The sequence below is a fragment of the Aeromonas sp. HMWF016 genome (assembly GCF_963878195.1).
Taxonomy (GTDB): domain Bacteria; phylum Pseudomonadota; class Gammaproteobacteria; order Enterobacterales; family Aeromonadaceae; genus Aeromonas; species Aeromonas lacus.
This window is the reverse complement of the sequence record NZ_CAWNWX010000005.1, coordinates 21,368-33,060: the sequence shown is the minus strand read 5'-3', so window position 1 is coordinate 33,060 and position 11,693 is coordinate 21,368. Positions and strand designations below refer to the sequence as shown.

12 protein-coding genes and 1 riboswitch are annotated in these 11,693 nt (G+C 60.8%); of the genes, 5 read left to right on the top strand and 7 right to left on the bottom strand.

The window, feature by feature from the left end; translation table 11 throughout:
* A partial coding sequence (gene thiP, locus AACS24_RS00420) for a thiamine/thiamine pyrophosphate ABC transporter permease (protein ID WP_375124434.1) occupies window positions 1-1,372 on the bottom strand: 1,372 nt, incomplete at its 3' end.
* Window positions 1,348-2,328 (bottom strand): thiamine ABC transporter substrate binding subunit, encoded by a 981-nt coding sequence (thiB, locus tag AACS24_RS00415; RefSeq protein ID WP_108572047.1) that lies wholly within the window; start codon window positions 2,326-2,328, stop codon window positions 1,348-1,350. The genes thiB and thiP, both read right to left, overlap by 25 nt.
* Before the next feature lie 47 nt (window positions 2,329-2,375).
* Window positions 2,376-2,466: riboswitch (TPP riboswitch) on the bottom strand.
* 89 nt (window positions 2,467-2,555) lie between these two features.
* Between thiB and AACS24_RS00410 the strand changes: the two genes are divergently transcribed.
* Complete coding sequence (locus AACS24_RS00410; protein WP_041210374.1) at window positions 2,556-2,846, top strand: PilZ domain-containing protein; 291 nt, start codon at window positions 2,556-2,558, stop codon at window positions 2,844-2,846.
* Here AACS24_RS00410 and AACS24_RS00405 read toward each other — a convergent pair.
* The 5 genes from AACS24_RS00405 to leuA all read right to left on the bottom strand — a co-directional run bounded on the left by AACS24_RS00405 (window position 2,831) and on the right by leuA (window position 8,563).
* Window positions 2,831-3,757: a hypothetical protein gene (locus tag AACS24_RS00405; protein ID WP_108572046.1), complete on the bottom strand. Its 927-nt coding sequence runs from the start codon at window positions 3,755-3,757 to the stop codon at window positions 2,831-2,833. The genes AACS24_RS00410 and AACS24_RS00405 overlap by 16 nt on opposite strands.
* A gap of 118 nt (window positions 3,758-3,875) precedes the next feature.
* Window positions 3,876-4,475, bottom strand: coding sequence for a 3-isopropylmalate dehydratase small subunit (leuD, locus tag AACS24_RS00400; RefSeq protein ID WP_108572045.1), 600 nt, complete (start codon window positions 4,473-4,475; stop codon window positions 3,876-3,878).
* A 12-nt stretch (window positions 4,476-4,487) separates the two neighbouring features.
* The gene (gene leuC, locus AACS24_RS00395; RefSeq protein WP_108572044.1) at window positions 4,488-5,885 is read right to left on the bottom strand and encodes a 3-isopropylmalate dehydratase large subunit; all 1,398 of its coding nucleotides are present in this window, start codon (window positions 5,883-5,885) and stop codon (window positions 4,488-4,490) included.
* Window positions 5,886-5,918: 33 nt separating this feature from the next.
* Window positions 5,919-7,004: a 3-isopropylmalate dehydrogenase gene (gene leuB / locus AACS24_RS00390; RefSeq protein WP_108572043.1), complete on the bottom strand. Its 1,086-nt coding sequence runs from the start codon at window positions 7,002-7,004 to the stop codon at window positions 5,919-5,921.
* Window positions 7,001-8,563 (bottom strand): 2-isopropylmalate synthase, encoded by a 1,563-nt coding sequence (gene leuA / locus AACS24_RS00385; RefSeq protein WP_108572042.1) that lies wholly within the window; start codon window positions 8,561-8,563, stop codon window positions 7,001-7,003. Before leuA ends, leuB begins: the two co-directional genes overlap by 4 nt.
* Before the next feature lie 408 nt (window positions 8,564-8,971).
* On the opposite strand from leuA, the gene AACS24_RS00380 reads away from it, so the two are divergent.
* The 4 genes from AACS24_RS00380 to AACS24_RS00365 all read left to right on the top strand — a co-directional run bounded on the left by AACS24_RS00380 (window position 8,972) and on the right by AACS24_RS00365 (window position 11,520).
* The gene (locus AACS24_RS00380) at window positions 8,972-9,592 is read left to right on the top strand and encodes a TetR/AcrR family transcriptional regulator (RefSeq protein ID WP_033114941.1); all 621 of its coding nucleotides are present in this window, start codon (window positions 8,972-8,974) and stop codon (window positions 9,590-9,592) included.
* 128 nt (window positions 9,593-9,720) lie between these two features.
* The gene (locus AACS24_RS00375; RefSeq protein WP_108572041.1) at window positions 9,721-10,224 is read left to right on the top strand and encodes a phosphatase PAP2 family protein; all 504 of its coding nucleotides are present in this window, start codon (window positions 9,721-9,723) and stop codon (window positions 10,222-10,224) included.
* Window positions 10,221-11,330: an MJ1255/VC2487 family glycosyltransferase gene (locus AACS24_RS00370; RefSeq protein ID WP_108572040.1), complete on the top strand. Its 1,110-nt coding sequence runs from the start codon at window positions 10,221-10,223 to the stop codon at window positions 11,328-11,330. Before AACS24_RS00375 ends, AACS24_RS00370 begins: the two co-directional genes overlap by 4 nt.
* 37 nt (window positions 11,331-11,367) lie before the next feature.
* Entirely contained in the window at window positions 11,368-11,520 is a 153-nt protein-coding gene (locus AACS24_RS00365; protein WP_104015791.1) for a hypothetical protein, read from the top strand.
* The last annotated feature ends 173 nt before the right edge of the window (window positions 11,521-11,693 follow it).

Sequence of the window (11,693 nt, the reverse complement as noted above, 5' to 3'; positions counted from 1 at the left end):
GGCCACGTACCCCCAGACTGTCCGCCAGCCGGTCATACTGGCGCACCACCAGCTGCATGGGGGCGGAGAGGGTGCGCAGCACATAGGGTAGCGCCATCAGGGCGTTGACCAGCACCACCAGCCAGGGGCCGAGGGCGAACACGTCGGCAAAGGGCATAAACAGAATGAAGAGACCGGTAGAGAGCACCACGGCCGGGATCATCAGGATCACCGAGCCGCTGGCCTCCCACAGGGCTGCAGCCCGTCGCTTGCGAGCCCGTACCCGCAGATGACGGCTGGTGAGCAGCAGCGCGCCGCCGAGCAGGGTGGCCAAGGCACCGGCTGCCAATGCAATCAACAGCGACTGACCGCTCGCCTGCCACAGCTTGGCGGAAGTGAGCGCAGTCAGCAGGCCGGGGTGGAGGCCGGCGACGACGATGGCCAGCAGCGGCGGCAGAAAGATGGCGAGACCGATGCAGAGCGAGAAGAGATCCACCACAGCCGTGCCCGGCTGATGGCGATCCGGCCGCAGACAGGGACGACGGGGTGTCACCCGACTGGCTGGCGTAGTTTGCAGCTTGTGCTGCAGGAGCAGCAGGGTGGCGGTCAGGATGAGCTGCACCAGCGCCAATCCGCCAGCGGTGGCGAGATCGAAGTCAAAGCGCAGCGCCTGATAGACAGCCACCTCCAGGGTGGTCGATTTGGGGCCACCGCCCAGCGCCAGCACGGTAGTGAAGCTGGTGAAGCAGAGCATAAAGATGAGGCTGGCCAGCCCGGGCAATATGCCGCGAATGAGCGGCCACTCCAGCAGCCGGAAGATATGGGATGAGCGCATGCCGAGCTGGCTGGCGAGGCGCCAGCTCGATTCGGGGATACTCTCGATGCTCTGCAGGATGAGACGTGCCGCCAGCGGCATGTTGAAGAAGACATGGGCCAGCAGAATGCCGAACAGGCCGTAGAGATAGTTGCCGGGATCCAGCCCCAAGCTGCGCAGCAGTTGCGGTAGCCACCCCTGTTTGCCATGAACCGCCACGATGCCGAAGATGGCGATGATGACCGGCAGTACCAGCGAGAGACCGAACAGCTTGATCAGCAGGGTTCGGCCAATGAAGCGGCGCCGAGCCAGCGCGCGGGCCACCGGAATGGCGAGCCCCAGGCTCAGCAGGGTGGAGAGCAGCGCCTGCCAGAGGCTGAAGCCCAGCACATGGCGCAGATAGGGGTCTGCCAGCAAAGTGCGCGGCGCCAGTGAACCGGCCTGCCACAGCAGGGCCGCCAGCGGCCCGAGAGACAACAGCAGGATCAGCAGGGTGGCTGCACTGCCCGGCAGCCACCAGAGGGGGCGATCCTGTTGCTTCAGAGCGAGCTGGCTCACTGGGCGACGGCTTGCAGCCATTCGCGGATCCACCCTTTGCGATTGGCGGCCACCTCATCGGCACTGAAGGCGAGCGGCTTGGCTACGGTGATCATCTGCTCGAAGCCCTTGGGCAGTGGCGTGTCGATCACCGGATACATCCAGTTGCCGGTCGGGATCTCGCTCTGGAAGGCGGGGCTCACCATAAATTGCAGGAACTGGTCAGCCAGCTTCTCCTGTTTGGCGCTCTTCAGCTTGGCGGCCACTTCCACCTGACGGTAGTGACCCTCCTCGAAGGCGGCAGCCTGATACTGAGGCTTGTTCTCGGCAATCAGGTGGTAAGCGGGGGAGGTTGTGTAGGAGAGCACCATGTCCGCCTCGCCATCGAGGAACATGCCATAGGCCTCGGACCACCCCTTGGTGACGGTGACCGTCTTCTTGGCCAGCTTGGCCCAGGCTTCAGGAGCCTTGTCACCATAGACAGACTTCATCCACAGCATCAGCCCCTGTCCCGGGGTAGAGGTACGGGGGTCCTGATAGATCACCTTGAGATCAGGGCGTTCCACCAGCTCTTTCAGGCTCTTGGGCGGCTGTTTGAGCTTCTCCTTGTCGTAGACGAAGGCGAAGTAGCCGTAGTCGTAGGGGACAAAGGTGTCATCCTGCCAGCCACCCGGCACCTTGATGCCATCCAGCTTGGCGGGATGGGGGGCGAACAGGCCGCTCTGCTTGGCTTCACTGATGAGTGCATCATCCAGCCCCAGCACCAGGTCGGCCTTGCTGTGGTTGCCCTCCAGTCGCAGCCGGTTGAGGATGGCGACGCCATCTTCGAGGGGAACCAGATTGAGGGTACAGCCGCACTCCTTCTCGAAGGCTTGCTTGATCTTGGGACCGGGCCCCCAGTCGGCAGTGAAGGAGCTGTAGGTGTAGACGGTGAGGGTGTCGGCGGCGAAAGCCTGAGCCGAGAGCAGGCTGGTGGCGACCAGCAGCAGGGTTTTCATCAAGGGCACTCCATTATGAGGTGCCAGCGGATGAGGGCGCAAAAAATGAGCGCCGTGCCTCAAATTCCTCCGCCAGCATTATCTGGATCAGGTTCACGGGTATAATCTCAGCGGTAAACCGCACCCCGTTTGAGAAACGCACCGCATTGTATTAACGTTCTTTTGGGTAGACCAGCACAATTGTGCGCTGCCCATGAGATGATTCCCACTCAACAGAGGATCTTCGCGTGCTTACCAGTACCAAGGAAAGACGTGCCTTTGCACGTATGGTCATCAATGCTCCGGTTACCGTCTATCAGCAGCATCAGGTACTGGAGGGCATCTGTCGGGATCTCAGTGCCAACGGCATGGGGATCTCGGTGGCGGAACACCAGCTTGATACAACCCAGCCGATCCGGATCAGCCTCGCAACCAACAACAACCTGCTTCCACCTTTCGAAGCCCATGCCCGGATCATTCGGGTGTTGGAGGAGGAGACCGGATTGCTGCTGGCGGTAGAGTTTCAGCCTTTGGGCTGAACCGGTTGTACACTCAACTGCTTGCCATCGACCAGCGTTTTGCTGGTCGATGCTATTTGGCCAGCCGGTAATGCGGCAGGGCCGGTAGGTTCGAGCAGCAGATAGGATTGTCCCTGCCAGCTGATGGTGGCATCACCCGGTTTGGCAGGCAGGTCGACCGCCAGCATCGCGTGGCCCGGGATAAAGACCATGGCCTGTTTCAATTCGGGAAAGAGCTGGGCCAGCAGGGCGGCCATCAGGGTCACCTTGCTGTCGCAATCGCCGCGGTTCTGTTCCAGCACCTGACGGGGAGTGAGAAACCCCTTGCCCTGCCGTCCGTTCAGACTGTCCAGCTGCTGGTAGGGGATGCTCTGGATAAAGGCGAGCATCTCGGCCACGGTTTTCTGGCGCGCTTCCGGCTCGCTGCCCCCCTGCTGTTTCAACTGCTCAGCCAGCGGCGCCACCGTGCTGCGGCTCTCCAACGCAATGCGAACATGGTCCTGCTTCACCGCCAGCTGGCCATCCGGTGGCGTGAAGTACTGGAAGTAGTGTTTGGTCAGCCACGCCTGCTCCTCTTTGCCCCGTTGCGCTTCCAGCCAGGCCATGGCCTCTTTGGCTTTATCCTGATTGTGACTTTTCAGATGCAGTTCGAGGGAGGGGCGGGAGAGGGTGAACTGCACCTCGGGGTAGTTCTCGCGTACCCCGCGCAGCAGGGTTTGCAGTACCTCCTCCTCCATCCGTGCCGGACGATAGGCGATAAGGGGGGGAAGCTTGCCTTGCTCCAGCCGATAGGTGAGCTGGCGGGGTTTGCCTGCGCTATCTTGCCAGCCGACGTTGATCTGGCCGAGGCTGTTGGTGAAGTAGGTCTGGGCGGCTGCAACCGGCAGCGCCAGCAAAGTGCAGAACAAAAGTATCGCCGTCGTTCTCTTCATCGTCCTTATCCTGTCTTGAGGCCGCATCCCTGGCCTGTTTGGTGAAGTGCATTACCGGAAACAAAAGAGGGAGCCGAAGCTCCCTGTTGATTCTACTCGTTTTTTTGCAACTGGCGCGTTAAATCCAGCTCGGCTGCTTCGCTTCAAAAGCGCTGATGGCAGCCTCGTGCTGCAGGGTCAGGCCGATGGCATCCAGTCCGTTGAGCAGGCAGTAACGGCGGAACTCGTCGATCTCGAAACCGAAGCTGAGCTCACCGGCGCGCACCTGATTGGCCTCCAGATCCACTTCGAGCTCGATGCCCGGCTGGCTGGCAACCAGTTGGAACAGGGCCTCGACCTCCTCCTCTTTCAGGCGCACCGGTACCATGCCATTGTTGATGGCGTTGCCGTAGAAGATGTCGGCAAAGCTCGGGGCTATGATGGTCTTGAAGCCGTAGTCGGCCAGCGCCCAGGGGGCGTGCTCGCGACTCGACCCGCAGCCGAAGTTCTCGCGGGCCAGCAGGATACTGGCACCGGCGAATTGCGGCTGGTTGAGCACAAACTCGGGGTTGGGCTGCTGGCCGGCATCGTCGAGGAAGCGCCAGTCGTGGAACAGGTGCTTGCCAAAACCGATACGGTTGACCTTCTGCAAAAACTGCTTGGGAATGATGGCGTCGGTGTCGACGTTGGCGCTGTCGAGGGGGACGACGATCCCTTTATGCTGTTTGAATCCTGTCATCGCTGTTTCCTCTTACAGTGCGCGAATGTCGGCGAAGTGGCCGGTGACGGCGGCGGCGGCGGCCATGGCCGGGCTCACCAGATGAGTGCGGCCAGCACGGCCCTGACGCCCTTCGAAGTTGCGGTTACTGGTGGAGGCGCAGCGCTCTCCCGGTTGCAGCCGGTCGTTGTTCATGGCCAGACACATGGAGCAGCCGGGCAGGCGCCACTCAAAACCGGCCTCGATGAAGATCTTGTCGAGCCCCTCGGCTTCGGCCTGTGCCTTCACCTGCTCGGAGCCCGGCACCACCAGCGCCTGCACGCCAGCGGCGACCTTGCGACCGCGGGCGATGGCGGCTGCGGCGCGCAGATCCTCGATGCGGCTGTTGGTGCAGGAACCGATAAATACCTTGTCGATGGCGACATCGGAGAGCTTCTGGCCCGGTTGCAAATCCATGTAGGCGAGTGCCTTGCGGGCGGACTGCTGCTCCATCAGATCAGCAAACGACTCTGGCGCCGGAATGGGGTCACCCACGGCAATAACCTGACCCGGGTTGGTGCCCCAGGTGACCTGCGGGGCGATGTCGACGGCATCCAGCACCACTTCTGCATCAAACTTGGCATCGTCGTCGCTCTTGAGGCTCTGCCAGTAGGCGATGGCCCGCTCCAGCGCCTCGCCCTTGGGGGCAAACTCCTTGCCACGGATGTAGTCGATGGTGGTCTGGTCGGGGGCGATCATTCCCGCCTTGGCGCCCAGTTCGATGGCCATGTTGCACACCGTCATCCGCCCTTCCATGGTGAGCCCTTCGATGGCTTCGCCAGCGAACTCCACCACGTAGCCAGTACCACCGGCGTGGCCAACCTTGCCGATAATGGCCAGCACCACGTCCTTGGCGCTGATCCCCTCGGCCAGCTTGCCGTTGACCGAAATCCGCATGGTCTTGGCGCGGCCCTGTTTCAGGGTCTGGGTGGCCATCACATGTTCCACTTCGGAAGTGCCGATGCCGAAGGCCAGCGAGCCGAAGGCGCCGTGGGTGGCGGTGTGGGAGTCGCCGCAGACGATGGTAGTGCCGGGCAGGGTGATGCCGAGCTCGGGGCTCATCACATGGACGATCCCCTGATATTTGTGGTTGAGATCGTAGAGGCGAACCCCGAACTCTTTGCAGTTGGCGGCCAGCGTCTCCATCTGGATACGGGCCATCTCGCCGGAGGCCGCGATGTCCTTGGTGGTGGTGGAGACGTTGTGATCCATGGTGGCCCAAGTCAGATCCGGGCGGCGCAGTTGGCGGTTCATGGCGCGCAGGCCGTCAAATGCCTGCGGGCTGGTCACTTCATGTACCAGATGGCGGTCGATGTAGATGAGGGGCGTTTCGCCTTCCACTTCTCGTACCACATGGGCGTCGAATACTTTCTGATAGAGGGTCTTGGCCATTGCTTCTCTCTTCCTTGTTATCTGTTCTTCAGCTCAGATCCGGGCGGCGATCTGGTCGCCCATGGTGGTTGTGCTCTGCACCGGATGGCGGGCGCTGGCCTGATGCAGGTCGGCGGTGAAGTAACCTTCGGCCAGGGTCTGGGCCACGGCCTGCTCGATGGCCTGGGCGGCAGCTTCCTGACCCAGGCTGTAGCGCAGCATCAGGGCGGCGGAGAGGATCTGGGCGATGGGGTTGGCTATCCCTTTGCCGGCGATATCCGGGGCCGAGCCGCCGGCCGGTTCGAACAAGCCGAAACCTGATTCGTTGAGGCTGGCAGAGGGGAGCAGCCCCATGGAGCCGGTGATCATGGCGCACTCGTCGGAGAGGATGTCACCAAACAGGTTGGAGCAGAGCAGCACGTCGAACTGGGACGGATCCTTGATGAGCTGCATGGTCGCGTTGTCGATGTACATATGGTTCAGTTCGACGTCGGGATAATCCTTGGCGACTTGCGTCACCACCTCGCGCCACAGAATGGAGGAGGCGAGTACGTTGGCCTTGTCGATGGAGGTGACCTTGCCACGGCGCACACGAGCCGACTCGAAGGCGATCTTGGCGATGCGCTCGATTTCGAAGCGGTGGTACACCTCGGTATCGAACGCCTTCTCGTTCGCTCCTTCTCCCTCGCGCCCTTTGGGCTGGCCGAAGTAGATGCCACCGGTCAGCTCGCGCACACAGGCGATGTCAAAACCGCGATCGGAGATATCGGCGCGCAGGGGCGAGAACTGCTCCAGACCGGTGTAGATGCGGGCTGGGCGCAGGTTGCAGAACAGTTTGAAGTGAGCGCGCAGGGGCAGCAGGGCACCGCGCTCCGGTTGCTCGTTGGGTGGCAGATGTTCCCATTTCGGGCCGCCGACCGAACCGAACAGCACGGCATCGGATGCTTCGCAACCAGCGATGGTGCTCTGCGGCAGCGGGGTGCCATGGTTGTCGATGGCGATGCCGCCCACGTCATGGCGATCATACTCGAGGGCGAAACCGAACTTGGCCTGCACCTTCTCCAGCACCTTGACGGCCTCGGCCATCACTTCCGGGCCAATGCCGTCACCCGGCAATACTGCGATCCGATAACTGCTCATACTGTCTCCGTCTTGATTGTGTTATTGCGTTCCATCTGCTCGGCCACCTGATCGGCGCGCCAGATGCTGTTGATCACATGCAGCAGGGCATGGGCTGAGGATTCGATGATGTCGGTGGCCAGCCCCATGCCGTGGAATTTGCGGCCTTTGTATTCGGCGACGATATCGACCTGACCGAGGGCATCTTCCCCTTCGCCCTTGCTCTTGAGGGCATATTTGTCGATGCGGATCTCGTAGCCGGTGATGCGATTGATACATTGGTAGACCGCATCCACCGGGCCGTTGCCGGTGGCGGCCTCACTGACCAGCTCGCCACCCACCTTGAGCTTGACCGAGGCGGTCGCCATCACCGAGCTGCCACTCTGCACGCCGAGGTACTCCAGCTTGAAGTGCTCCGGCTCCTCGTGGATCTGGCTGAAGAAGGCGAGCGCTTCGAGGTCGTAGTCAAACACCTGACCTTTCTTGTCGGCCAGAGTGAGGAACTTGGCGTAGAGATGGTCGAGGTCGTAGCTGCTCTCGGCGTAGCCCATGGACTCCATCCGGTGTTTGATGACGTGGCGACCGGAGCGGGAGGTCATGTTGAGGTTGTTCTGGGTCAGGCCAATGCTCTCGGGGGTGATGATTTCATAGGTATTTTTCGCTTTGAGCACGCCATCTTGATGGATGCCGGAGCTGTGGGAGAAGGCGTTGGCTCCGACGATCGCCTTGTTGGGCTGCACCGGCATGTTGCAGAGCTGGCTGACGAGGGTGCTGGTGCGATGAATTTCGCTGTGACGGATGTTGGTGTGCACCCCGAGCAGATCGGCGCGGGTCTTCAGGATCATCGCCACCTCTTCCAGCGAGCAGTTGCCCGCCCGCTCGCCGATGCCGTTGATGGTGCACTCGATCTGGCGAGCCCCCATCTGCACCGCGCCGATGGAGTTGGCTACCGAGAGGCCAAGGTCGTCGTGGCAGTGGACTGAGATGATGGCCTTGTCGATGTTTGGCACCCGGTTGAACAGGGTATGGATGATGCCGGAGAATTCGGTCGGCACCGTGTAGCCCACGGTATCCGGAATATTGATAGTGCGGGCGCCCGCCTTGATGGCGGCCTCCACCATGCGGCAGAGGTTATCGATGGGGGTGCGGCCCGCATCCTCGCAGGAGAACTCCACATCGTCGGTGTAGCGCAGCGCATGCTTGATGGCGCTGGTGCCCATCTCCAGCACATCCTCGAAGCTCTTTTTCAGCTTGCTCTCCACATGGATGGAGGAGGTGGAGATGAAGGTGTGGATACGAAAGGCGTCGGCAACCCGCAAGGCCTCACCGGCGGCGTCGATATCCTTGGCCAGGGCGCGGGCCAGGGCACAGACTCGGCTGTTCTTGATGTGGCGGGCGATGGTCTGCACCGAGTGAAAATCGCCGGGAGAGGAGACCGGGAAGCCTACCTCCATGACGTCGACACCGAGCCGCTCCAGCGCCTGGGCAATCTGCAGCTTCTCCTTGACTGTCAAACTGGCCGCCAGGGCCTGCTCACCATCACGCAAGGTAGTATCGAATATGATGACCCGATCTGACATGTGACTTCCCTCTTCCTAAGTTCGGTGACGTGCATCCTGCGGCGGCATAAAAAAACCCGTGCAGGGTGCACGGGTTTTTGTAAATTCCGGCTATGCCTTAGCCCGGCTACAAGGATCCCGCGCGAGTTAACGCGATTAGGGAGATTAGTAGTAGCGGGGCGGCAATACGCATGACGTTGTTGTCCTTGCAGTCGATAACGCCTTTACCAATATCGAGATTTTTATGCTGTGTCAACACGCGCAGTCAGGGGAAATCTGCTGAGATATTTAATCGGATTGTAAAGGATTGCAAATTTCCTTGTCCCATATTCGGCTCATGACGGATTATCTGGTCATTCCTGCTGTGCTCTCTATCTCTGCACAACCAGATCGACTTATCAGCATTGGCTGAATTTTCTGAGGTGTTAAATGGAAAAACGTAGACCAGGTCGTCCGGTCGGACGTTCTGACATTCGTGACAAGTTGCTTGCTGCCGCCCGTGAGCGTTTTCTCAATACTCCCTATAGCAAGGTAACTACACGCGAAATCGCGGAGCTGGCTGGCTCCAACTTGGCGATGATCCACTACTACTTCGGCAGTAAAGAGGGTCTTTACAAGGCGGTACTGGGTGATGTGGCCGAGCCGCTTGACCATGCCTGGCAAGATGAACACAGCAACCACAGCCTCAACGAGCTGCTCAACACCTACTATCAGGTGATGGCGCCCAATAGCGAGCTGACCTCCGCTATCTCCAGCGCATTGTCGACCGAGAAGAGCCCGGGTCGGGATTTTGTGCTGAGCCGCCTGCTGGAGCGTCAACTGCCGCAGTTTGACGCCTTGCTGGAAACCATGAAAACCAACGGCGAGCTGGGTGACAATCTGGACCCCGAGATGCTGAAGATCTCCTTCCTCAGCATGATGTGGCAGCCGTTCGTGATGAAAGATCTTTACGAACAGGTATTTGGCCTGAAAGTGGACGAACAGTTCATGGCTCGTCTGGCGGATCACAACTGCCGCCTGATGGAGACCGGCTTGCGCGGCAATCACTGATAACCGCACAACCCATCGATTAAAAAGGGGCCGTTTGGCCCTTTTTTTCATAAATCTGTTATCCCCCGTTCAACACCCTGTCATCCCGCCTCCCTACTCTGCAACGAGATCTCGGGGAAGGAGGGGTTATGAACAAGATCCAGCAATGGGACCTGCAGGTATGCCGGGTCTGTCTGCTGCACACCTACAGCCGGCAGCAAGCCAGGGTGAGTCGCCTTGTCTCCCGTACCGGTGACGGCCCGCTTTACGCCGTGTTGGCCGCCCTGCTCTGGTGGCAGGGGGAGAGTGAACGCGAGCTGGTGAAGCTGGCGCTGCTCGCCTTTGCCATCGAACTGCCGCTCTATCTGCTGCTGAAAAATAGCCTGAAACGGCAACGGCCAGTCGGCTTGCCGGTCTTTATCACCCCCTCCGATCGTTACAGCCTTCCCTCAGGCCATACCGCAGCCGCCTTCTTGATGGCCACCATACTGGCGACCGGTTTTCCGCTCTGGGCACCGCTGCTGTTTGGCTGGGCGGCGCTGGTGGGGGCATCCCGGCTGTTGCTCGGGGTTCACTACCTGAGCGATCTGGTGGCAGGCGCCCTGCTGGGTGGCGCCTGCGCCCTGATGGCCCTCTGCTGGAGTCAGGGATGAAGATACTGTTTGGCGTGCAAGGCACCGGCAACGGCCATATCAGCCGCAGCCGCACCTTGGCCAGGGCGCTGCGAGCGGCCGGGGTCGAGGTGGATTATCTCTTCAGCGGGCGACCCGCTGACCGCTACTTCGATATGGAGGAGTTCGGGGAGTACCGCACCTTTGCCGGGCTCACTTTTGTCAGCCATGAGGGGCGGGTCTCGCCGTGGCGTACCCTGCAGGCGGCGTCGCCGCTCGTCTTCTGGCGGGATCTGCAAAGGCTTGACTGCAGCGGTTATGACCTTGTAGTGAGTGATTTTGAGCCGTTAACGGCCCACGCCGCCCGCCGCTGTGGCATCCCGAGCCTTACCGTCAGTCATCAGGCCAGCTTCAACTGGCCGATCCCCCGCTGGGGTGAAGATGGCTTGAGTCGCCAGCTGATGCGACACTTTGCGCCGGTCAATCAGCCGCTCGGGCTGCACTGGTTTCACTTCGGCCAGCCGATTTTGCCACCGGTGATCGATCCTGTTCGTGTGATGCCTGATAACGGAGAGATCCTGGTTTATCTGCCGTTCGAGCAGACCGAGGCGATCGCCGCCCTGTTGTCCCGCTTTGGCCAGCAGCGCTTTGTCTGCTTTCACCCAGCCATTCGCAGCCCCAGCCAGTGGCGCAACCTGCGCTTTGAGCCCCCCTCGCGCCCCGCTTTTCTCAATGTGCTGGCCGGTTGTCGCGGCGTCATCTCCAATGCCGGCTTCGAGCTCGCCTCCGAGGCGCTCAGCCTCGGCAAGAAGCTGCTGGTCAAGCCCCTTGGCGGCCAGTTCGAGCAGCTGACCAACGGCAAGACTCTGGAGATGATGGGGCTGGCGACCCTGATGGATTGCCTCGATGCCAATCTGGTGCGCAGCTGGCTCGACAGCGCCTCGCCGGGGACTGTTTGCTACCCCGATGTGGCGCGGGAGCTGGCCAGCTGGCTGGCAGCAGGGGCCGAGGAGAGCATCTCCTCTCTGTCACGTCGGCTCTGGGGGAGGACGCTTTTTCCCGAAGAGGTGAGCGATCGCCTGAGCGAGCTGGAGGGTGGTGAAGGTTTGTCTGGCTGCTGGTTATCGCAAGTGAGCGCGGTTGACTAGACTGAAAGGCGATCCCACCAAGGAGAGGATGGAGCAAATGCGCTTTACCAATGAAAACGGCGAAGTCATGAACCTGGCTGACAATCTCACCCTGCACGAGCTGCTCGATATGGGTGTCAGCATCTCGGTCAGTGAAGAGACCGATCCGGATCAGCAGATCTGGTTGGCCGAGCCGGAAGATGACCACTAGATCGCTCTGCTGCCACAAAGCCCGCCCCTGTCGGCGGGCTTTTTTATTGCCATTTTTTCACCTGCAAGCACAATTCTCTGCCTATCTGCGTGACATCTTCCCGTTTCTGTTACCGCAGCTCTTATAGCTGGGCACAGTCTGAAATGTCTGACTGGAACCCGCCGACAAAGCCG

Coding starts and splice junctions, on each gene's coding strand:
- thiB (WP_108572047.1), bottom strand. CDS start 2,328: ATGAAAACCCTGCTGCTGGTCGCCACCAGCCTGCTCTCGGCTCAGGCT.
- AACS24_RS00405 (WP_108572046.1), bottom strand. CDS start 3,757: ATGAAGAGAACGACGGCGATACTTTTGTTCTGCACTTTGCTGGCGCTG.
- leuD (WP_108572045.1), bottom strand. CDS start 4,475: ATGACAGGATTCAAACAGCATAAAGGGATCGTCGTCCCCCTCGACAGC.
- leuC (WP_108572044.1), bottom strand. CDS start 5,885: ATGGCCAAGACCCTCTATCAGAAAGTATTCGACGCCCATGTGGTACGA.
- leuB (WP_108572043.1), bottom strand. CDS start 7,004: ATGAGCAGTTATCGGATCGCAGTATTGCCGGGTGACGGCATTGGCCCG.
- leuA (WP_108572042.1), bottom strand. CDS start 8,563: ATGTCAGATCGGGTCATCATATTCGATACTACCTTGCGTGATGGTGAG.
- AACS24_RS00380 (WP_033114941.1), top strand. CDS start 8,972: ATGGAAAAACGTAGACCAGGTCGTCCGGTCGGACGTTCTGACATTCGT.
- AACS24_RS00375 (WP_108572041.1), top strand. CDS start 9,721: ATGAACAAGATCCAGCAATGGGACCTGCAGGTATGCCGGGTCTGTCTG.
- AACS24_RS00370 (WP_108572040.1), top strand. CDS start 10,221: ATGAAGATACTGTTTGGCGTGCAAGGCACCGGCAACGGCCATATCAGC.
- AACS24_RS00365 (WP_104015791.1), top strand. CDS start 11,368: ATGCGCTTTACCAATGAAAACGGCGAAGTCATGAACCTGGCTGACAAT.